The sequence below is a fragment of the Paenibacillus radicis (ex Gao et al. 2016) genome, assembly GCF_014641555.1.
Classification (GTDB): Bacteria; Bacillota; Bacilli; order Paenibacillales; family Paenibacillaceae; genus Pristimantibacillus; species Pristimantibacillus radicis.
Genome location: NZ_BMHY01000001.1, coordinates 254,426 through 275,890 on the forward strand (window position 1 = coordinate 254,426; position 21,465 = coordinate 275,890).

24 protein-coding genes are annotated in these 21,465 nt (G+C 45.6%); 10 read left to right on the forward strand and 14 right to left on the reverse strand.

Annotation, left to right across the window (positions count from 1 at the left end):
* Positions 1–42 precede the first annotated feature (42 nt).
* The 5 genes from IEX98_RS01040 to IEX98_RS01060 form a co-directional block, all read right to left on the reverse strand.
* Positions 43–522, reverse strand: coding sequence for a hypothetical protein (locus IEX98_RS01040; protein WP_188887092.1), 480 nt, complete (start codon positions 520–522; stop codon positions 43–45).
* Between the two features lie 20 nt (positions 523–542).
* A complete protein-coding gene (locus IEX98_RS01045; protein ID WP_188887093.1) occupies positions 543–1,100 on the reverse strand; it encodes a nitroreductase family protein in 558 nt (185 codons plus the stop codon).
* Positions 1,097–1,600: a MarR family transcriptional regulator gene (locus IEX98_RS01050; protein ID WP_188887094.1), complete on the reverse strand. Its 504-nt coding sequence runs from the start codon at positions 1,598–1,600 to the stop codon at positions 1,097–1,099. The genes IEX98_RS01045 and IEX98_RS01050 overlap by 4 nt, the downstream gene beginning before the upstream one ends.
* 176 nt (positions 1,601–1,776) lie before the next feature.
* Entirely contained in the window at positions 1,777–2,034 is a 258-nt protein-coding gene (locus IEX98_RS01055; protein ID WP_268237816.1) for an EamA family transporter, read from the reverse strand.
* 91 nt (positions 2,035–2,125) lie between these two features.
* Complete coding sequence (locus tag IEX98_RS01060) at positions 2,126–2,539, reverse strand: MerR family transcriptional regulator (protein WP_188887095.1); 414 nt, start codon at positions 2,537–2,539, stop codon at positions 2,126–2,128.
* A gap of 168 nt (positions 2,540–2,707) precedes the next feature.
* Between IEX98_RS01060 and IEX98_RS01065 the strand changes: the two genes are divergently transcribed.
* Positions 2,708–3,538, forward strand: a complete 831-nt coding sequence (locus tag IEX98_RS01065) for an oxidoreductase (RefSeq protein WP_188887096.1) — start codon at positions 2,708–2,710, stop codon at positions 3,536–3,538.
* A gap of 341 nt (positions 3,539–3,879) precedes the next feature.
* On the opposite strand, the gene IEX98_RS01070 is transcribed toward IEX98_RS01065, so the two are convergent.
* A complete protein-coding gene (locus IEX98_RS01070) occupies positions 3,880–4,485 on the reverse strand; it encodes a TetR/AcrR family transcriptional regulator (RefSeq protein ID WP_188887097.1) in 606 nt (201 codons plus the stop codon).
* Positions 4,486–4,651: 166 nt separating this feature from the next.
* On the opposite strand from IEX98_RS01070, the gene IEX98_RS01075 reads away from it, so the two are divergent.
* Positions 4,652–5,791 (forward strand): NAD(P)-dependent alcohol dehydrogenase, encoded by a 1,140-nt coding sequence (locus IEX98_RS01075; protein WP_308421728.1) that lies wholly within the window; start codon positions 4,652–4,654, stop codon positions 5,789–5,791.
* 109 nt (positions 5,792–5,900) lie between these two features.
* Here IEX98_RS01075 and IEX98_RS01080 read toward each other — a convergent pair whose 3' ends face one another.
* Entirely contained in the window at positions 5,901–7,736 is a 1,836-nt protein-coding gene (locus tag IEX98_RS01080; RefSeq protein WP_188887098.1) for an amidase, read from the reverse strand.
* Between the two features lie 303 nt (positions 7,737–8,039).
* Here IEX98_RS01080 and IEX98_RS01085 point away from each other — a divergent pair, with 303 nt between their 5' ends.
* The gene (locus IEX98_RS01085; protein WP_188887099.1) at positions 8,040–8,657 is read left to right on the forward strand and encodes an acetate uptake transporter; all 618 of its coding nucleotides are present in this window, start codon (positions 8,040–8,042) and stop codon (positions 8,655–8,657) included.
* A gap of 171 nt (positions 8,658–8,828) precedes the next feature.
* On the opposite strand, the gene IEX98_RS01090 is transcribed toward IEX98_RS01085, so the two are convergent.
* The 4 genes from IEX98_RS01090 to IEX98_RS01105 form a co-directional block, all read right to left on the reverse strand.
* Complete coding sequence (locus IEX98_RS01090; protein WP_188887100.1) at positions 8,829–9,665, reverse strand: phosphotransferase; 837 nt, start codon at positions 9,663–9,665, stop codon at positions 8,829–8,831.
* A complete protein-coding gene (locus IEX98_RS01095) occupies positions 9,662–10,237 on the reverse strand; it encodes a TetR/AcrR family transcriptional regulator (protein WP_188887101.1) in 576 nt (191 codons plus the stop codon). Before IEX98_RS01095 ends, IEX98_RS01090 begins: the two co-directional genes overlap by 4 nt.
* A 621-nt stretch (positions 10,238–10,858) precedes the next feature.
* Positions 10,859–12,187, reverse strand: a complete 1,329-nt coding sequence (locus tag IEX98_RS01100) for a catalase (RefSeq protein WP_229691923.1) — start codon at positions 12,185–12,187, stop codon at positions 10,859–10,861.
* A gap of 90 nt (positions 12,188–12,277) precedes the next feature.
* Positions 12,278–13,174: a LysR family transcriptional regulator gene (locus IEX98_RS01105; RefSeq protein ID WP_188887102.1), complete on the reverse strand. Its 897-nt coding sequence runs from the start codon at positions 13,172–13,174 to the stop codon at positions 12,278–12,280.
* A 125-nt stretch (positions 13,175–13,299) separates the two neighbouring features.
* On the opposite strand from IEX98_RS01105, the gene IEX98_RS01110 reads away from it, so the two are divergent.
* Positions 13,300–14,454 carry an MFS transporter gene (locus IEX98_RS01110; RefSeq protein ID WP_188887103.1) on the forward strand — a complete coding sequence of 385 codons (1,155 nt, stop codon included), beginning with the start codon at positions 13,300–13,302 and terminating at the stop codon, positions 14,452–14,454.
* Between the two features lie 117 nt (positions 14,455–14,571).
* Here IEX98_RS01110 and IEX98_RS01115 read toward each other — a convergent pair whose 3' ends face one another.
* The 3 genes from IEX98_RS01115 to IEX98_RS01125 are packed head-to-tail and all read right to left on the reverse strand — an operon-like array spanning position 14,572 to position 16,437.
* Positions 14,572–14,937 carry a GntR family transcriptional regulator gene (locus IEX98_RS01115; protein WP_188887104.1) on the reverse strand — a complete coding sequence of 122 codons (366 nt, stop codon included), beginning with the start codon at positions 14,935–14,937 and terminating at the stop codon, positions 14,572–14,574.
* Positions 14,937–15,590 carry an ABC-2 transporter permease gene (locus IEX98_RS01120; protein ID WP_188887105.1) on the reverse strand — a complete coding sequence of 218 codons (654 nt, stop codon included), beginning with the start codon at positions 15,588–15,590 and terminating at the stop codon, positions 14,937–14,939. Before IEX98_RS01120 ends, IEX98_RS01115 begins: the two co-directional genes overlap by 1 nt.
* Positions 15,583–16,437, reverse strand: a complete 855-nt coding sequence (locus IEX98_RS01125) for an ABC transporter ATP-binding protein (protein WP_188887106.1) — start codon at positions 16,435–16,437, stop codon at positions 15,583–15,585. The genes IEX98_RS01120 and IEX98_RS01125 overlap by 8 nt, the downstream gene beginning before the upstream one ends.
* A 147-nt stretch (positions 16,438–16,584) precedes the next feature.
* On the opposite strand from IEX98_RS01125, the gene IEX98_RS01130 reads away from it, so the two are divergent.
* The 6 genes from IEX98_RS01130 to IEX98_RS01155 all read left to right on the forward strand — a co-directional run bounded on the left by IEX98_RS01130 (position 16,585) and on the right by IEX98_RS01155 (position 21,384).
* Positions 16,585–17,277: a response regulator transcription factor gene (locus tag IEX98_RS01130; protein WP_188887107.1), complete on the forward strand. Its 693-nt coding sequence runs from the start codon at positions 16,585–16,587 to the stop codon at positions 17,275–17,277.
* Positions 17,278–17,360: 83 nt separating this feature from the next.
* Positions 17,361–18,284, forward strand: a complete 924-nt coding sequence (locus IEX98_RS01135; protein ID WP_188887108.1) for an ABC transporter ATP-binding protein — start codon at positions 17,361–17,363, stop codon at positions 18,282–18,284.
* Complete coding sequence (locus IEX98_RS01140; protein ID WP_188887109.1) at positions 18,277–19,038, forward strand: ABC transporter permease; 762 nt, start codon at positions 18,277–18,279, stop codon at positions 19,036–19,038. Before IEX98_RS01135 ends, IEX98_RS01140 begins: the two co-directional genes overlap by 8 nt.
* Positions 19,039–19,057: 19 nt before the next feature.
* Positions 19,058–19,996 carry a sensor histidine kinase gene (locus tag IEX98_RS01145; protein WP_229691924.1) on the forward strand — a complete coding sequence of 313 codons (939 nt, stop codon included), beginning with the start codon at positions 19,058–19,060 and terminating at the stop codon, positions 19,994–19,996.
* A 64-nt stretch (positions 19,997–20,060) separates the two neighbouring features.
* Entirely contained in the window at positions 20,061–20,510 is a 450-nt protein-coding gene (locus IEX98_RS01150; protein WP_188887916.1) for a MarR family winged helix-turn-helix transcriptional regulator, read from the forward strand.
* A gap of 49 nt (positions 20,511–20,559) precedes the next feature.
* Positions 20,560–21,384 carry an SDR family oxidoreductase gene (locus tag IEX98_RS01155; protein ID WP_308421729.1) on the forward strand — a complete coding sequence of 275 codons (825 nt, stop codon included), beginning with the start codon at positions 20,560–20,562 and terminating at the stop codon, positions 21,382–21,384.
* The last annotated feature ends 81 nt before the right edge of the window (positions 21,385–21,465 follow it).

Below are 21,465 nucleotides of genomic sequence, written 5' to 3' on the forward strand. Positions count from 1 at the left end.
ATCCGTTTTTTTTAGCAGATACAGGCAGGAATGTTGCTGAACTTAGAATGCATCAATCTGCAACTGAATGTTTGCCCGGTCTGTTGCTTGAGAGGAAGCAGCTCCGGCGTATCCCAAATCCAGCACAGCAGCAATTCGTTCCTGCTGACCTAACCGGAAGCGTGTTTGGAGATCTGCAGCGTGCATTCCAGTCTCGATAACGGTTCGCACACAAAGCTGATATTCACTGGCGAGCAATCGGAAATTTTGAATGAGTGCGAACACGGCGCACAGATCCTCTACTTGCTTGTGTGAGGATTCGTTCAGACTAGCTACAACGATCAAATGTGCCGGAGCATAGGGATGTCCCGGTAATGCATTTTTGCCGTCAATTCCGTTTATATAAATAAACCGCCAAGGTTCGCGCAGTCCGTCATTAGGAGCCCAGACGGATGAATCCAGTATGGCAAGTACATCTTTCTCGTCCACAGGGCGTTCTGCCCATTCTTCTACAGATAATGGTTGCGGTATAACGAGTGGCATGGCCATTCCTCCTTTGATAGTTATTCGGTTGCTGAATAAACGATCCAGCGTTTTGTAGCAGGGGTGCGTTTGCGCGGACGAGGCGCTTTGATGAAGTAACCATAATGAATAATGCCAAGCATCCGTTCATTCTGCTTAAGGGAAAGGGATTCAAGCAATTTGGGTGAATAGAGCAGTTCATCCGTATCCCACAGCATGCCAATCCCGCGCTCCCACGCGAGCAGCTGCAAGCTCTGCATCATATAACTGGCCTCAGCGATATATTCATCCTCTTGCTCTGTGATCACGACCAGGTGTCCGGGTATTTCCATGAAACGATTGTAGGTCGCCTCCAACAGCTTGTCAGGCAGCCACTTCCCTAACTTGGTAAGGGAGAAGGCATCTGTCATGGTGCGTGACAAGCGTGATCTCGTATCCTGTTCGTTGGCCAATAAGAAGCGGGTACCCTCTAGACGTTGCGGATGAGGACATAGCCCGGCGGACAAATGCAGCAATTCATTCAGCACGGAGGCTTCCACTTGTTTTTGCTCATGTCTCCGAATGCTTCTGCGATTTTCAATCAAATCTTTAATACTCATGCTTCACCTTCCCCTTCATGGATTCTTTGCTCCAGTACATTCCCCAGATGTTGGACGAATCGCAATATAGTCGTTAAGTCTTCGCTGCTCCATTCCTCCAGATATTGCATGAACTCCTTTTCCGCTTGCTGATGCAGCTGCTCATGCAGCTCATACAACGCCTTGCCCTGATCTGTAAGGGAGAAGAGGTACTCCTTCTTGTTTTGCGGCAATTGGCTGCGTGCAATCAGTCCATCGTTTGTTAATCGGGTGCAAATTTTCGTAATGGCTGCTTTGGACAGCCGCATAAGGGCTGCCAATGCCGTTCCGTTGACCGGTTCGAATCGTCCAATACAGTCCACCACATGAATGGCAGTGATATTTAGAGAGAGAGAGGGAAAAGAAGCAGCCTCGGCCAATTGCTTCAATTTCAACGGCTCCAGCTCGATCGTGCGCTCCGTTATGTGAACCAGATGCAAGTATTGATCGTAAAACTGGCGTAAAAGTGTTTGTCGATGCATGAGCAGCCGCCTTTCTAAGGATGATTGTTAACTAGTTAACAATATTTATAACACAAACAGTAATGAGAATCAATATCAATTTATTATTTATTTGGATAGTGACTTACTCAATGAAAAAGGAAAAAACGCCATCACACTGTGTGATGACGTTTTTGTTCGCCAATGCTCATTTTATTTTATCCAGCGTGGGTACAGACTTTAGGGTAACTGTGCTGTTGCTTGAACCGACGAATGTTTTCAGGCAGGGCAATAGCTAGTAGTACGATAAGAACACCGGCCCAACGTATCGGACTAATCGTCTCATGAAGAACGAAATACGAAAAAAGAACGGCGACGGGAAGCTCTTTCGCTCCCAATATGCTAGCCATCCCTTCTCCTACATGCGGAACACCGTAAGCAAACAACAGGGGTGGAATAAAAGAGCCCTGTTCCAAAGCATGCAGATCCCGTCATTACGGCTGCCATATACAAAGCTTTAGAGTATGGTCGAAGTCAAGCAAACTGTGAGATGTTTTGTCGGCTCAATTATCTTACATCCAGCCATGTGCAGTTTGTTTGCGCGTGTATGGCTTCTGTCCCTGCATCAATAGCGGTTTTGTAATAGTCAATTTTAAAATCGATTTTCTTTAAGTATTTGGTTAGTTCATTCAGTTTCTCTAACACTGCTTTTTTATGTGCTTCAAACGTTTCAAGACGTTCGGTTAACGTAGCGTCTCCCTCCATGCACATATTGATGTACGTTCTGATTTGTTTAACGGGCATTCCGCTTTTTTTCAAGCAGGTTATAATGTCCAGCCATACAAAATCACTTTCTTTGAAATCCCGGTTACCTGCCTTATCGCGATCAACGAAGGGCAGCAAGCCTTGTTTGTCATAATAACGCAATGTATGTGTAGTTAATCCTGTCCGCTCGGCAATCTGACTAATTGTATATCCCATTTTTCTCCACCTTTATAGTGAATGATCATGAACTTATTGATTATACAGGTTAGACTACGCTCTAAGTCAAAGCAATATTCAATTCGGGAGCGGGTGCTTGACTTCGACCAGGCTCTAACGTTTAGAGTTCGATTTGTATCAATAACTATGAGCTAAGGAGAGATATAGATGAGCAACAACAAGGTTTGGATCATTACGGGATGCTCCACAGGATTCGGTAGAGAACTGGCAAAAGCAACGATAGAAGCAGGCTATAATGTCGTTGTTACAGCAAGAAAGCTTAATGCGATTGCTGATCTCGTCAGCGGGAATAGGGATAATGTTCTTGCGATGGAGCTTGATGTGACAAAGCCTGATCAAATCGAAAAAACGGTAAAGGGTGCTATAGCGAAGTTTGGCCGGATTGACGTGCTTGTCAACAATGCTGGGGTCGGTTATTTTAGCTCAATTGAGGAAGCGGACGAAGAAGAAACGAGAAGGATGTTCGAAATTAACTTCTGGGGTCTCATGCATATGACGAATGCTGTTTTACCGTATATGAGAAGCCAGCTTTCTGGGCATATTATTAATATCTCGTCCATTGGTGGTTTAGCTTCGTTTCCTGGAGTTGGTTACTATAATGGCACCAAATATGCGGTTGAGGGCATATCAGAAAGTCTCGCCAAGGAAGTCGCTTCGTTTCATATTCATGTCACGTTGATTGAGCCAAGCAATTTCCGTACGGATTGGTCCGGACGTTCAGCTGCCAAAACCCATTCAGCGATTAAGGAATATGAGGAGCTCATCGCACCATTTGTTAATGGGGAAAGTCATGGGAAAGAGGCCGGAGATCCAAAAAAAGCTGCAGAAGCGATCGTCAATATTGCGGAGCTTGATGAGCCGCCCCTTCGATTGCTGCTGGGAGCGGAGGCTTACCATACCGTCGTGAACAAATATTCAGAGTCATTGGAACACTTCGAAAAGTGGAAAGATGTTGCGGTGAATGCTGATTTTCAATAACTAATATCAACGCAGAACGCAGAACGCAGTCCAACTGGACTGCGTTTTTTTGTTGAGCTAGCACATAATCGAATCAAAATGTTGTCAGCCGTTTTTTCGGCAATTTATTGCATCAAAATGCAAATGTGCATTTTGATTGGCCTAGATTGTCTATTTTGAGTGAATTGAGGCAGTTTCAAATGCACTTTTACATTTTGATGGCCATTTCGGGCCTTTTGAGGCTCATCAGCCTGCACTTTTGCATTTTGATTGTCACCTAGCAGGGGAGGGGCAGTATCTGGGGCAAGCTTTTGAAAGTAAAAGAAGGCAAGGGCAGCTATGCCCCGCCGATTCGAAAAAAATCATGGATTGTTTTTCATAATCATAGCAGTCAGCGGTTTAGAGACTAGGGTTGTGATTTGATCACACATATATTCCGCAGAATATTTAAAGTCGCTGCGTATCCAATATTTGAAGACGCCCGCTATCGCATGTGATTGATAGCTGATCAAGATTTCATAGTCGGTATTCAGAGCAGCATTTGCATGCTCGACTTGTATTTCTTTAGTGAAAAGTTCCCAATGCATCTGCTCTAAGCGGTCATAAACATTAGGCGAGTTATGCACCATATCCAAAGCCTTGAAAAGGCGCTTATGAAGCTCTATATGCTTACATAGCAATATAGTTGATGGGACGACAGCGCTTAATTCGACTCGATTTACATTTTTATAGGGTGAGGTTAGCGCTTGTTTAATCCCTTCAACAGCATCATGGAATAAAGCTTCCAGCAGCTCCGATTTATCTTTGAAATGTGTGTAATAGGTTCCTCTGTTCAAGTCTGCTCTGTCAGATATTTCACTAACCGTAATCTTATCCGATGTCCCATTCTCGATTATAAGATCAATTAATGCTTGCTTCATGAGATTGATGGACTGTAATTGATGTTTTTGGCGTCGTGTGCCATTCAACGATATCCCCTCATTTTGTTCAAAATAAAGTTTATATTCATCATACGAAATCATTCTGTTGAAGCATCAACATATTTGATTTCTTTGTTGATTGATCGAGCAATTTATAAAACTTACTATAGAGGTGTAAGCGCTATTATCCGAAAGACAGTTGAGCAAACAACGTGTGAAGGAAGGTATTATTATGAAAATTAAATCAGCTGTTGTTAATGAACTCAATGCTCCCTACGTACTGGAAGATCTAACGATTAGTGAAATGCGTGAAGATGAAATTTTAGTTAAAATTGTTGCTTCCGGGATGTGCCACTCGGATGATTTTGTACGCAGCAAACAAACGATGTATACATTCCCTATTGTACTTGGACATGAAGGTTCAGGTATCGTAGAAAAAGTAGGTTCAGCTGTGCACGGCTTCGAGGCTGGCGATCATGTTGTGCTTTCCTTCGAATATTGCGGACATTGTGATAGTTGTTTGACCGGTGTTCCAGCGTCATGTGACGATTGGGGAACTTTAAATGAAAGAGGACGCCGCGCGGATGAAACGTATTATTTCCATCGGGAGGACGGTTCTCCGGTTTCCAACTATTTCAGTCAATCTTCCTTTAGCACCTATACGCTAGCGCGTGAGCGTAACCTTACAAAGGTAACGAAAGATGTAGATCTTCGTCTAGTTGGACCGCTAGGCTGTGGATTTATGACTGGCAGCGGTACCGTACTAAACGGCTTGAAGCCTGCACCTGGCTCAAGTATCGCTGTATTTGGAACGGGCGCAGTTGGTCTTGCTGCTATGATGGCAGCGAAAATCGCTGGCTGTACGAAAATTATCGGAATCGATATTCATGATAATCGTTTAGAAACAGCAAAAGAACTAGGTGCAACGCATGTTATTAATAGTAAGACGGCTGATGTGCATGAAGAAATCAACAAGCTCACAAATGGCAAAGGTGTAAACTATACGGTTGATACGACTGGTGTTCCGCCCGTTATTCGTACAGCGATTGAAGTATTGGCAAAAGGGGGCGTTACTGCACCTGTTGGCGGTACAAGCAAGCCTGTCGAGCTTAATACTTTTATGGATCTGGCTGCACAAAACAAAGCGATTCAAGGCGTTTTGATGGGCAAAAGTATTCCGCAGCTGTCAATTCCCCAGCTCATTGAGTTTTTTGAAGCGGGCAGCTTTGCCTTCGATAAGTTAGTTCACTTCTACAAATTCGAGGATATTAACCAAGCAGCCGCTGATTCATTATCAGGTAAAGTGGTGAAGCCTGTATTAATTATGGATGAGGAATACGCTCCGGGTCAATAATTGGGGCACTCAAAGGGAGTTTAGTAAAAAGAGAAACTCGCGTCTTTTTCAAAGACAGCGGGTTTCTCTTTTGTTTGATAGCAAAGTAATTGATTTATGCTTGAGGAAGCTATTTTTTGCGCCTCCGGATGATAAGTATGATTAAGGTAATGAAGGCTGCAGCGATTATTGTCAGTGCAACAGCAGAAGGTGAGATGGATGACGTGGTTTCGTTCGATGCTTCATCAGATTCGGGAGAGATGTTCGTTCCTGAAGAATCAGCCGGGTCACCTGCGGTGTGCAGGAGCGAAGGAGTCAATTCAGGCGTTTTGCGATGCGGGGCTGCCTGTTCCAAATTATAGGCAAATCCGAGCAGTTTGGCGTCGCCGAACTGGGACCCGAGCATGCTGAGTCCGACAGGGAAGTTGTCTGCAAAGCCCGCGGGTACACTCACGACAGGACGTCCGGTGAAGTTAGCCCATCCGCAATGTGTACCGAATTGCTCCGAATCGAGCAGATCAGCTGGATTCTCATGTACCTTGGCTGGAGGTGCTGCGACTGTCGGGTATGCGAGCGCATCAAGGTTATAGGAGGCGAAAAGCTCATCCACACCTTGAGCAAAATTGTGACGGGCATTGACTGCTGCTGCAAATCCAGCCTCGTCCCGCGGCTGCTTATCATCCGCCATGACCCACTCTACTGCAGTCTTCTCCATATTTGGACTGCCTGCGACGATATCGCCGAAATTAATCGCATCTTTCGGCTCGGTCAGTTCGGCCAGACCTTTTGGCCATGTTGCTTCCGTCCTTACAAAGTAATTTTCATGTCCGGTTGTCGCCCAGAAGGAAGCATCCTGCGGAGCGTACCTGTTCCACCAGCTTCGGTTGAGCGGAATTTGGACAACTGTTGCGCCTTGTGCCTCAAGCTCAGAAATCGCATTTTCCGCTGCATCAAGAATGTTATCAGATTCGGGTCCAGGCGAGTAATCATAACCTCCAAACGGGGCAATGACGTAACCGATGCGGGCGCCCTTTAGAGTAGAACTTTTCAATGAGGAGAGGTATGAATCTGATTTGTGACTGTCTGCTGCTGAGGTCGAGGGATCTTGAGGATCGGTACCTGCCAGAACATCAAGCAGCATGGCTGCGTCTTCAACGGATAGCGCCAGTGGACCAATAGCATCGCCGAGCGGATTGTAATCAACCCCGGCCATAGAGCCAAGTCCTACTGTGGGGCGGAAGCCGACCAAATTGGTGAAGGAAGCAACATCCGTGATCGAGCCGCAAGATTCCGTTCCAAGGCCAATCGCAGCTAGGCTTGCGGCGATTGCAGCGCCTGTTCCGCCACTGGAGCCGTTAATATTTTTCGTTAGATCATACGGGTTATACGTTCTGCCTTTGACCGAGCTATCAGTGTCCCAAAACATAGCGAACTCTGCCATATTTGTTTTGCCCAGCACGATAGCTCCTGCATCTTTCAGTCTCTTGACTGCGGTCGCATCCTGTTTAGGCTGGTAGGCGGCAAGTGACTGATTGCCTTGGCTAGTGGGCATATCTGAAGTATTGATGTTGTCTTTTACCAGCACTGGGATGCCATGCAGCGGGCCGCGCAGATGGCCGCTTGCCCGTTCCTTGTCAAGCTCGGCTGCTTCCTCCAACGCATGCTGGTTAATAGTAATAATTGATCCTAGTCCAGGCTTGTCCCCGATTTTAGTATCATAAGTCTTTATCCGGTCCAAATATTCCTGGACAGCCTCTACGCTGGTAATCTTGCCTGCCTCAAGAGCATTAGCCAATTTTACGACACCAAGCTCCGTTACATCGGTTTCCGTTTGCGCATAGGCAAGCAGTGGAGTTGTATTTAGCAGTAACATAATGCCGAGCATTGAAGCTGATAGCAGCTGCATCACAGCCCGCATACGACGCTGTGTGCGCTGATGCTGGGATGGTGTGGATGTTGTTTTCACAGTAGTGCCCCCTCATGATGTCTTATATAATGTTATATATTATTACACAATATTAAGAGGGTCAACAAAACTTTACTTAAAATCGCTAGTTTTTGATAATCTATGTCATATTACTTTACGTTGGTTTAGGTTTTTAAGAGAGGCTGTATTGTATATCGTTGTTTTGGATTGTATAAATGACCATCTGTGGGATGAAATTCTATCATCAAATGTGTCAATATAGGTACAGACATATGAAGTTTGATCGTTATGTGATAAAATAAGTGGTCAAATTGATTACTTTTATCGGAGGCTTCTTAGTTTATGACATCACAGTCGAGTCAACATGTAAAAATCGTAACAGCAGACCCTAGCGCAATTGGATTATTTGGTCTGGCCATCGTAACGTTCGTTGCGTCATCGCAAAAGCTGGACATCACTTCGGGATTGAGCTATGTCATTCCTTGGGCTATTTTCCTCGGTGCATTTGCACAATTATTCGCTTGCATTCAAGATGCTAAGCATAACAACACGTTTGGGATGACGGCGTTTGGGGCGTATGCATTCTTCTGGTTTGGAATGGCATCAAGCTGGTTAATTAAACTAGGCGTTTTTGGTCCAGAGCTGGCATCTGCTGTTGATGTTAAGCAGTTAGGTTTTGTATTCGCCGGCTATCTGATCTTTACGCTCTTTATGACCATTGGCGCAATGGAAACGAATAAAGTGCTATTCGTTATCTTCCTATTAATTGATTTCTTGTTTATCGGGTTAAGCTTAGATTCTTTCGGAGTAGGAAACGGAGCTTTTCACGATTTGGCGGCTTATGCTGAAATGGCAATTGCTATTGTATCTTTCTATGGATGTGGAGCTGCCGTGCTGAACACGCACTTCGGACGTGTATTTCTGCCAGTTGGTGCGCCTTTCAGAATCTTCAAGAAATAAATTCAATGAATATATACCTGCCTGCTTAAATGCGGGGCGGGTTGCATCATAGAAAATTAAGCCCGCAGGACAGACTACTTTCAGAAAAGTGGCTTCCTGCGGGTTTTTCTTTTGCTCAAATGAATGGGCAGGGGAATGGGTCGGGGAGCGGAGGGCGGTTGGTTCAGGCAACTAAAGCCGTGATCTGATCTCGGCGAGAAGCAGCGTTTTCTCTTCCTCGCTAATTGCATCCGCACATAATTTACGCGCCGCAACGGGCATAATCCAGTCCTCAACTTCATCCAGAGAATTGACGCCCGACAAACGGCGATACTCCTCGCAAAATACTTCAATAATATACTCTCTCAGCAAATCGAAGCGGTCGGCAGCGCTGCTTGGCGTGTGGGGAGGCAAGATGGCATAACGAATCATTATGATGTATTCGGCTAAATCTGCCTCAGGGTTGCCCGTCGAAGCATTCATCCAATCGATGAATACCGCTTGGTCCCCCCGAACCATAATGTTGCCGGGGTTAGGGTCGCCGTGACAAACTTGCTTTTTGAGAGGTAAGCCCTGTAGATGTTCAATCACCTGAGCTTTCTCGGACTCAGTTAAATAGGAGGCAGAGCGTATGGCGTGTATCATCATATCTCTTTGCGGGGGTAGAGGAAGGTTATCTATACGATGCGTTTCACTTAATAATCTGGCAGTAATTTTTATCGTTTCGTCGTCACTTGGAGCGTTATCGGAAGGAGCCTGCATAAGGTAACGGAAGAAGTGCTCCATTAACGATTCCCCTTGAATTCTCTCCATAACAATTGAAGGCCGTCCATCGATCTCCAGGAATTCATAGGGACGGGGTGAGGGCAATCCTTTTTCCCATACGAGCATGCTATTCGAAAATTCTCTTTTCACCGCATCCACGTTCGTGTTCGCCTTCGCCATTTTGACAATTTGCTGCTCTCCGCCCCATTCGAATACTTCGGAACAACCGCCTTCGCCGACTTTTTTTCCAGTCATTTGTTTCATGAAGATGCTCTCCCTTCATAGGTCATGATTGCCTCATACATGTCTCTAACCATTTGCACAGCTTCATGGAACTCCATCTTCAGTGTGCCTGAATTAATCATCGTACCCGTTCCAATGAGATAGATTGAGATTTTGATAAAAATATTTCGTTGCTTACTCTCGTCAATGGTCTGAAATCGCTTGCTGTGGAGCATCGGCTTCATACTTAACGTCTCGCCCACAAACAATTCCTCATGTAGATCAAAGCTTTTGTACCCGGATAAATAAACGAACTGGAATAGATAGTGCTCTTGCTTGGCAAAATGCAAAAAGCCGATTGCCATATTCAATGCGGGCGAGTTTTGCTCATCCTGATAGCTGAATACTTGCTGCTGCATCAGTTCTACAGCCATTTCGTATACATGGTCTTTAACCTCATCCATATTGGCATAGATTCGATACACCGGCTGCGTCGAGCAATTAAGCTTCTGTGCGATGCTGCGGGCAGTCAAGGATTCCAAGCCCTGCATCCGGACGATTTCAAATGCCGCTTGCAAAATTTTTTCTGCGGTAACGATTGCTTTTGGAGGCATTGCGTTCAACATCCTTTTTATAAAATAACATACGTTATGTAACTAATGTTATTTTAAGGAGCAGGGAGTGTCAACCCATTTTTTTCCTAAGCGGCATTACTCTTGATGGGCATCATCAAACATCAAGCTGGTGGATGCTGCAGGTAAGGCAGAGCTCGGGAAGTCGGACAGTTATTCCTTTTTCTATGGGCGTGTGAAGTAACGCTGCTCCTATGAAAAGAGGGAAGGGAGTATTTCAAATGAGATACGCAGCGTCCATCGAGACGCTGTATCAGTTCTTGAGATCAGCCTCCTGTCCCACAGAAGAAACAAAATGCAAAAGTGCAGGTTGATGCGCGTAAAAATGCCCAAAAAGGCGTTCAAAATGTAAAAGTACATTTGAAATCGCCCGCTTTCACTATATGGAGCTGTTTTAGGCCAATCAAAATGCACATTCGCATTTTAAGGCCATAAATCACCGAAAAAACGGCGTACAACCTGTACATTTACATTTTGATTCAAGTTGACGGCGCATGTGGACGGAGCATATAGAGTGAGTTCCGCGTGCAGCCGTAAATAGATAAAAACGCTAAACACAACCGGGTGTTTAGCGTTTTTTTTGCAAGTATAGCTTGAGAGATTCTACTTCGGAGCTTGAATTTGCTGCGCAACCCGCTCGCCCAGCTCCACAGAGGCTTGATTGAGGTAGCTCAGCACAACGGCCTGCGTTTGTGGCGAAACGCCGCGCAGATCCCCAGCAAGGTTCTCAACAAGATGCTCTTGCTGCACGGGAGGCAGAGCTTGATAGTACTCGCCGGCTTGTGAGAAATCATCCCTTTTGAACAAGTCAGACCGGACGAGGTGGCCTTCGACGAAACGTCCTGCACCGCTGGTTACAAGGGAATCAGGTGTCCAGTTCTGCTGATGATTGATAGGAACGCTTCGGAAATCAGGCCCTATCCGCCGACGCTGTGAATCCCAGTATATGTTCGCTCGTCCTTGCAGCATTTTATCATCCGATAGCTCGGCACCTTCTAGAAGGTTGGATGGCGAGAAGGCGAGTTTCTCGACTTGTTCCATATAGTTGTCTGGATTGCGGTTCAAGACGAGCCGCCCGACCGGCATGAAAGGATACTGCTGCTCATCCCAAACCTTCGTATCATCAAGCGGGTCAAAGGGCAAATGAACTTCGTCTTCAGGGTTCATAAGCTGCACGTAGAGCCCATACTCGACCGTCTTTCCTGAAGCCAAATGATCATAGAGATCCTTGCCGGAATAATCCGGGTTTTCTCCCGCCAAATGGGCTGCTTCTTGACTATCGATGTATTGTATACCCTCAAGCGGATACCAGTGATATTTCACATAAGTGCGGTGGCCATGTTCGTTTTTCCAAACGTAGGTGTTGACGCCATGACCGGGAATATGCCGATAGCTTTTGGCTGTTCCTGCATCTGAATACAGCCGTACCAGAAAATTCGTCGCTTCCGGGGCACTAGCTATGAAGCCCCAGAATCGTTCTGGATCAATCAGGTTATTGACCGGTGAAGGCAGAAAGGCTTTGATTGACTCTGGAAAGCGGATGGCATCCCGTACCAGAAACACAGGGATATGATTGCATAGCAGATCGAACACACCGTGGTTGGTGTAAAACTTGGTGGAAAATCCGCGTACATTCCGCGAAGTGTCCGGAGTTCCCTTGTTGCTGACCGCAAGGGAGAACCTTACCGTTACAGGTACTTGTTGGCCGGGCTGCTGCAGAAAGCAAAGCTTTGTATAGGCGCTCATGGCATTTACGGTTTCGAAGTAACCGAAAGCGCCAAAACCCTTCACATGAACGGGTCTTTCAAGGATTTTGCTATGTACAAAAGTCTCCATGGTCTCATGCAAAATATTGTCCTGCTCCAGCACAGGACCTCGCTCGCCAACCGTCTGCGAATGAAGCACGGAAGGAATGTCACTATGATCTTTCACTCTCTAACCTCCTAATATTAATAGGTTCGCCCTAAATAATATATATGCGGAGGAGCAAGCCCTCATGTTGCCTGATTTTCCGGGATGCTGCTACGGATTAAGAAAACGATTGTTAAAGAAATCCATTAGCCAATTCATTAATTGCCGTTGTGAGCTGCCGATAAACCGGTCTGCGCCATAGATAAGCTCGAGGTGGCGTACAGGTCTTGGGCCAGTAATCGGTATGGAAATAATATCTGGCCGTATCGGAAATTGGCTGAGCAATTCCTTCGGCTGAATTGTAGCGCCTACACCTGCAGAGACTAATTGCAGCAGCGAGGTAGCGGAGCTGGTTTCCATTGCAGTATGCAATTCAAGCCCTTCATCTTGGAAAACTTTATCAACCAGATCACGGCCCAAATAGCCTTTGGGATACATAACGATCGTGTGCTGCACCAGTTCTTCGAGCGTAATTTCCTTTCTGGCGGCGAGCTCACTGGCTGAATTCACGAATAGATGGTAGGGCTCAGAGCCAAGCGGGATTTGAACTAATTTTTTGTCGGCAGGGCCTTTCATCCCTATTCCCATATCGACATTATGATTAAGCACCTCATCTTGTACATAGATTGTGGAGAAAACCTGCAGCTGAATGTTGGGGTACTTCGACTTAAATTGAACGAACAGCGGAACAAGCTGAAAATCCAAATCGGAAGGGAGTACGGCTAACCGCACTGTACCCCGATCTCCGGACAGAAGCTCTTTAACAGCGCTTTTGGCATCACGTTCGGCCTGCAGCATTTTTTCTCCATACTGACGAAGGAGGTGGCCGGCTTCGGTGGCGACGACCTTTTTCCCGATGCGGTCAAATAGTGGTGTGCCAAACTCCGCCTCAAGGATGCGAATTTGCTGACTTAGAGTAGGCTGAGAAATGTTAAGTTCCTCGGCAGCTTTCGTAAAATGAAGATGTTCATAGACGGCTATAAAATATTTGATATTCCGAGTGTCCATTCGTCGCCCTCATTATTGATAGTATTTTACTATCATAATAATATAAATTATAGGATTGTACAATGAAACTTAACCTCATATAATTGAGACTGTAAGCTACAGATCAGAAAGAAGGCGCATCACGAATGAAGAAATTTTATCTATTGTTCGCTATATTTATTGCGGCATTAAACCTAAGACCGATTATTACATCCGTCGCCCCTTTGCTTGGTACGTTGCAAGACGATCTGGGCATGAGCGCCTTAACAGCAAGTCTGCTGACTACATTTCCTGTACTATGCATGGGCATTTTTGCTCCTATGACAACCGTGCTGCGGGACCGATTTGGTCTAGAGCGTACCATTTTCATTGCCTTACTGCTAATTACCGGAGCGACGGCATTGCGGGGAACCGTTGGTTCTGTCACCGTATTGGTCGTTACAGCTCTAATCGGAGGAATCGGAATCAGCTTGGCGGGGCCACTTCTGTCGGGCTTTATTAAAAAGTATTTCCCGACAAAGCCCGGAATTGTAAGCATCTATTCGGCATCGATGACTGTAGGGGCAGCATTGGCCTCGGCCTCGGCGATTCCTTTATACAATCGAACCAGTCATAACTTAACATTGACCTTATCATGCTGGGCTATTCTAGGCGTTATTGCTCTAATTGTGTGGTCGGCTTTTCTTAAAACGAAAGCCAATAGCCAGCGCTCAGCAAGCTCCAAGCTTCCATTCCGCAATAAAAAAGCGCTGCTGTTAACGCTGTTTTTTGGATTGATGGCCAGCATGTTTTATTCCATTACAGCTTGGATCTCACCGATTGCGCATAATTTCGGGTACAGCCCGTCAAGCGCAGCTATGCTGCTAACCGTGTTTACTCTGATTCAAATTCCGGTGTCACTGATTGTTCCGGGTCTTGTATCAAAATTCGGTAAACGAAGATTTTTTCTAGTCCTTTGCAGCGTGTTTGAGTTAATAGGGATTGTTATGCTGCTGCTCAAGCTGCCAATGCTGCCGGCTGTAATTGCTCTAGGAATCGGGGCAGGCGGATTATTTCCACTGGCGCTTATGCTGCCGATTGTCGAGACGAATACTTCGGAGGAAGCAGGGACTTGGTCGGCGTTATCCCAGTTTGGCGGTTATATCATCGGCTCGATGGGGCCATTAATGATTGGCGTCATTTACGATCACAGCGGCAGCTTCGTGGCTGCGCTTATCGCGATGCTCGTCATTGTCGTTGTGATGATCGGAGTGCAGATGCTTATCACGGGGCGTAAGACTGAAGTGCAGGCAAACTCTTAAATAGACGCACGAGGGCCGAATGGGCTCCGTAACATTCGTAACAAAAAGAAACGTTACCGCATGATGCGGTAACGTTTCTTTTTGTATAAAGGCCGATATAGGGTGTTGCAACTGCACTCAATAAACTTCCTTTAATAATTCATAAACTTCTTCAATCGTGAAACCAAATGATTTGTAATAAGAAATATCAATCATCATCTGCTTCAAAATCATTTCTTTACGTCTTTGAAGCATCTCATCCGGGGAGAGCTCAGCTACGAAACATCCTTTGCCGGTAACGGTATAGATTAGACCAAGCCGTTCGAGCTCTTCCCATGCTTTTTTTACCGTAATGATACTAACGCGAAGCTCTGTGGCCGCTTGCCGTATGGGCGGCAAACTATAACCGCTCTCGAGCTCCCCTTTGAGGATTTGCGCACTAATCTGTTCGAAAAGCTGCTGATAGATCGGTTTATCAGAAGTATTTGATATTGCTATGTTCATTATGTTTCCACTTTCTCAAACCGTTTAATGGCAATATAATAAGCGATTATCGTAAATAGCGCAAATATCGCGATGCCAGCTAGCAGAATTAATAGGTGAGCGGTCATATGATCGGTTCCCGTTCCTTTGAACAGATTAAACACAGACGAATTCTGTATGCCCAGCCACTCAGCGCCTCCTGCAAACAGAATAGCGGCTGTTGTCCCGGCAAACGTGGCTGCGCCATATTTATAGGCTGTTTTATAGTACATGGGTATAAAAAACACGTTAAAAAGCGCCAGCATGACGAAGCATAGTCCCCAAAAACCTAAGGATGGTCCGTAGAAATAATAGATCAGATTCGGATATAACCGAAGGCTAATCATGCCGTAGATCATGGCAATCACGATATGCATCAGTTCCAGGATGACAATAACGGACACCTTTGCTTTTACCATATCTTTTTTATTCACAGGGAGCATGTTCGTAAAGATCAAATCGTTCTGCGTCTTATACCCGGCGAACATATTCGGTATCGTTAGAAAACAAAAGTAAAGGAGGACGATGAAATATAACCATCCGGGAATGAGCATTAAAGCGCCTGTTAAAAAGGGTAAAAAATAAAAGAAAGGACTCACGCCTAACTTCAATTCTTTCATTAATAAGTTATACATGTGCGTCCTCCTTTTTTGCACAATAGATCATAATTTCCTCCAGGTTCGGTATGGTGGATTTGATATCCAATGAAGGATCGAAGTCTTGGGTATGGATCAAGCCTGTAAAGCCGAATGAATTTTTCTTGTACGAAATTAAATCGTTCTTTATCAAATCCAATTGCTCAGCCTTCCCGTTCACCAAGCGGTAGGCGTCAATGAATTCTTCTTTCTCGGCGCTGTTAATAATTCGTCCGTTATCGATGTAAGTGATATAATCTGCACATTTCTCCAAGTCGGAAGTGATATGCGTGGAGAAGAGAATGCTGATTTCTCCGTCCTCCACCAGCTCTTGGAAAATATCCAGCAGATTGTCTCTTGCAACAGGGTCGAGTCCGCTTGTTGGTTCATCCAGAATAAGCAGCTTCGCGCCGTGTGACAAAGCAAGGGCTAGCCGGTATTTCACTTTCATTCCCGTCGATAATTCCGCTATTTTTTTGTTCTCGTTCAGATTGAATTTTTTCAAATAGCTGTAGTAGGTCTCGTCATTCCAATTATGGTAAAAGATTTTGATGACGTTCGTTAACGTTTTGATTTTGTTACGCATATAGAAATTGATGTCCCCGAATGCGGAGCCAATCTCCTGTTTTAATTCTAGCTCATGGGTGTGCATCGCCTTATCCATAATCCGGATCTCGCCGCTATCTATCCGGGTCAAATTCAAAATGGACTTTATAGTCGTTGTTTTCCCAGCGCCGTTAGCTCCGATAAACCCCATAATATAGCCCTTCTCCAGCTGAAAAGAGACGTCCTTCAATTGAAAGTCTTCATATTTTTTATTTATGTTTCTAATATCCAAGGCCAGCATAGGATCCCCCTCCGATTCGATAATTGTGTATGTTGTATATGCACAATATATCAGCAAGGCAGATGATATGTCAATTCTTAGGTGCCGGTTTTAACTTTTTATTTTATACTGTTACTTATGAACGCAGGGGACCACAAAGGAGAAACAATGAATAATCCGATACATATTCTCGTTGCCGAGGACGATAATGACATCAGCCGCTTGCTGTGCAGCATTATTAAGAAAAGCGGTTATATCCCACAGCCCGCATACTCTGGAACGGAGGCATTGCTCTATCTGGAGCAGCGCCAGTGGAGCATGCTGCTTCTCGATCTGATGCTGCCAGGCATGACAGGCGAAGAGCTTCTCAATCGCATCGACAGACGTGATAATATGCCCGTTATTGTCATTTCGGCCAAGGGTGAGCCAAGCACCAAAGTGTCTGCTCTGCGCGGGGGAGCCGATGATTTCATTACGAAACCATTCGATGTCGAGGAGGTTTCCGCGCGAATCGATTCCCAGCTTCGCATGTATGCCCGAATTGCACAGCCGGCTGTGCCTAATGTGCTAACGCATAAGGAGCTTGTGCTTGATCGGGACACCATGTCAGTTACTGCAGCTGGGACGGAATTGACGCTCACCGCAAGAGAGTTTGATATACTCTCGCTGCTTTTATCCGCACCGAAAAAGGTGTTTACGAAGTCAAATCTGTACGAAAGAGTTTGGAAAGAGCCATTTTACGATGATGACAACATAATCAACGTCCATATGAGCAACCTGCGCAGTAAGCTGGCCAAGGCGGCTCCGGGAACCGAATTTATTGAGACGGTATGGGGGATGGGGTATCGATTAAAGCCTTAATACATTCTTAAGTATTGGCTTTAGTTCCTCTTATGTTTTTGTTTCTATACTTGGTCCATCACATGAAGGAGGCCAAGAAGAAGATGCAGGAGTATGTATTACGAACTAATCAGTTGTCTAAAACGTACAAAGGCCATACGGCGCTGGATAAAGTGAATCTATCCATTCGCAAAGGCTCGATTTACGGGTTTATTGGGCAAAATGGAGCCGGAAAATCAACGCTGATCCGCTTAGTGACAGGGCTTGCTTTTCCGACCAAAGGATCGATAGAGCTGTTCGGCGCGAGCGATGATAAGGCGTTGATTCAGGCTCGCAAAAGAATCGGCTCTATTATCGAGAGTCCGGCTTTATTTCCCCATATGACGGCGAGCGAGAACTTGGAGGCGAACCGGATTTTGCGCGGCATTCCCGGCAAAGAGTGCGTTCCCAGAATGCTGGAGCAGGTTGGATTGCAGGGGACAGGCAACAAAATAACGAAAAATTTCTCGCTTGGAATGAAGCAGCGGCTAGGTCTTGCTATCGCCTTGCTGGGTGATCCGGAGTTTTTGATTCTGGACGAGCCGACAAACGGGCTAGATCCGATGGGTGTTGTGGAAATGCGGGAGCTGCTCAAGCAGTTAAATCGTGAGCTGGGCATGACCATATTAATCTCAAGCCATATTCTTAGTGAATTGAATCTGATGGCAAGCCATTACGGCATTATCCATCGCGGTCAGCTGCTGGAGCAATTTACGGCTGAGGAGCTTGACGGGAAATGCCAGCAGTATATTTATATCAAAGTGAGTGATCCAGGCAAGGCGGCAGCCGTCATCCAGAACGAGCTGAACACGACTGACTTCGAGGTTATGCAGGATGGCGCGATTAAGCTGTATGGCCATATGGAACAGCCAAGTAAAATATCGTCGGTGCTTTTCACGGCGGGCCTGGAGATTGAGAAGTTCACACCGATGGGTGAAGACTTGGAGAGCTACTTCAGTAAGCGGATCGGGGTTGATTCGCATGTATAATCTGATTAGAGTAGAGTTTTTCAAGCTCCATAAGAACAGATCGTTCTGGACGCTGCTTATTGCCCTTGCCGTACTTTCACTGGCTTACCCTCTGTTATATTACTTTGACCATCGATCCAGCGGAGAGCCTCAATTTACGGGCGCCGAATTTCTGATTACCTTCATCACAAGCAATGCTTATGTTATGAAATTTGGTGTTGCAGTTCTTTCCGGATTCTTTATTTCTAACGAATATTCTACCGGTATTATGAAAACGATCGCTTCATCGGGCAATACGAGAGGACGGCTGTATGCAGCCAAGCTGACCGTATTCGCAATCGGTGCGATGCTGATTTCTCTCGTTTTTCCAATCGTTAGTACGCTGGAAGTGACGCTGCTTTCAGGCTTTGGTCATTTGCCAGAGGGAAGTACGCTGCTTTTCATTCCCCGGGTACTCGGACTAACGCTATTATATACGGCGGCCTATGCTTCCGTTGGGGCGTTGTTCACTGTAGTCCTTACAGACAGCGGAAAAACGATCGGGTTTTCAATGATTTTCTTTCTGCTGATTGATTTTGTTCTTGCGGGACTAGGTTCAAAGGTCGAATTCATTGGTACATTGTACGATTATTCGATCTTCAAATTAGTGGGCGAAATCGCCGAATCTCGTATCCATAGCGGTGATTTGCCAGCGCTCCTGCTCGTGCCTTTGCTGACTATTGCTTTAACCGCTATTCTCGGTATTCTCGTATTCCGCAGGAAGGATATTAAATAATAGAGGGGAGGAGGAGAGGATGCTGCTTATTCTAACGATTTTATCGATGACGGCAGCAGCTCTCCTGCTTGTCCGTCTGATAATGCTAAGGCGGGAATTAGGAAGAATGACGGAGCAATTGCGAAGCTATAATGAAGGGCGAACCGGTAAAAAAATCGACGTGGCTCTATTCGACCGGAAGCTTGAAGCGCTTGCTGGACAAGTTAATCGTCAATCTCATATAATCGTCGAAGCGGAAGCCCGCAGACAACGGATCGAGTATGAATTCCGGCAGGCAGCGGCAAATATTTCTCATGATATACGCACTCCGCTAACCTCTATTCTCGGATATATCCAACTATTAGAGGCGGAGAGTATAACGCCTGAAGAGAAGCTTGAATATGTCGCGACCGTCAAAAATCGGACCAAACGGTTGCAGGCGTTGTTGAATGACTACTTTGAGCTGTCCGTGATCGAATCACTGGATTATCCCCTTAAAGCTGAAAAGCTTGGGTTAACCGGCCTGATCTCCGACATTGTGGTCGAATATTACGATTCGTTCAACGCGCGCGGCATTACGCCTGAAATTATGCTGCCGGAGGAAAATGTGGCCGTATACACTGACGAATCGGCTGTACGGAGAGTTGTTGAGAATTTGCTTATCAACACGGTGAAATATACGTCCGGGCAGGTACTAATCCGTCTCGACCGGCAGCGGGAGACAGCAGATTTGACAATCATTAACGAAGCAAAGGATTTAGCCGGAAGCGACGTCAGCCTCTTGTTTGACCGGTTCTATACGGCAGATCGTGCAAGGTCCGCCCAAACCTCGGGGCTTGGACTCTCCATTGCCAAAAGTCTGATGAACAACATGGGCGGCACGTTGACGGCCGAGCTGCAAGGCGAGACACTGATAATTGTCTGCCGTTGGAAGCTAGCAGCCACGACTATTTCTAAAACATCCGCAGTATGCAATTGACAGATGTATGGCGTATGTAGTATTTTTAATAAAGTTAAGTGCTTAACTATTTAATGGTGGTGACATTTTGAAAGAGCTGCAACAATATGTTCATGATTTACCGCTGCATTCACTCGTTTTTTTCTCACTAGTTGAAGCAACGGCCAATTTAGTCGATGTATCGGAGCAATATTGGAAGTCCAAAGGCTTGAATGGTGCCCGAATTCGCATCTTAGTTGAAATTATGAAAGAGGGCGGCACGATACTCCCCTCTATGCTTGCAAAGCGAATTGGGGTTACGAAGCCGAATATTACCTTATTGCTTGTCCCATTAGAAAATGACGGATTCATTCGTCGGGCGAGTCATCCGCAGGATGGCAGGAAAACGGTAATAACGATCACAAGTGAAGGCCAGAGCCTGTTGTTGCAGAACCTGCCTGAAAATCGTGAACGAATTGCCGAAAAGATGAACACGCTGGAAGAACATGAATTGAAACAGCTCCTTATGCTATTAGAAAAACTACAGAGAACATAAATTTTTTTGATTATTTAGTTAAGGGCTTAACTAATTGGAAGCAGGAAGGATGAAAGCAATGTCGATCGTCATTACAGGTGCCAATGGCAAATTAGGTAGTTTAATCTTGAAGCAGCTCCTTCAGAAGGTTTCATCAGATCAAATTGTGGCCTGTGTTCGCGACCTGGAGAAAGCGAAGGATCTTCTAGAGCAGGGAATTGAAGTACGACTGTGTGATTACGATAAACCTGAGACGCTTGATCAAGCATTTGCCGGCGCCTCCAAGCTTTTGCTCATATCAAGCTCTAATCAGGATGATACGATTCGGCTGCGTCAACATGCTCATGTCATCGAAGCGGCAAAAAAATCGCAAGTGGGGCAATTGCTGTTTACAAGCTTTGCTTTTCCCGAGCATGATTCAATTTCAACCTCACATTTGTACATGGCAACGGAGCATGCCATCCTCACGACCGGAATTCCTTACACGTTTCTGCGGAATTCATTATATACGGATTTTGTTGGAGTGCTTGGTTTGAATGCGGCTATCGATACAGGTGAGCTGCGTATCTCTCCCGGGGAATGGAGCTTTAATACAGTAACGCGTGAAGACCTTGCGAAGGGGATAGCAGCCGTTCTGGCAGAAGGGGATCATCAGAACAAAACCTATGAGCTTACGGCATCCCGTCCATGGACCTTTGATGATCTAGCAGCAGCATTGTCTGAAATGTCAGGCAAGCCTATTGTTCTCCGTGAAGATGCTGACATCCAAAACTGGATCTATGGATTTCTGCGTAAAATTAATACGACTTCAACCTCAACCGATTTGGAGAAATTAATTGGAGGTCCCGTCACTCCGTTGAAAGAAAGTATTAAGCCATTTATCACTACTATATAGGCTAGCTATAAAAAACACCTTCGTTGCAGAACTGCTTACAACGAAGGTGTTTCATTAGGGCACCGTTTGGATGTCCAAAAG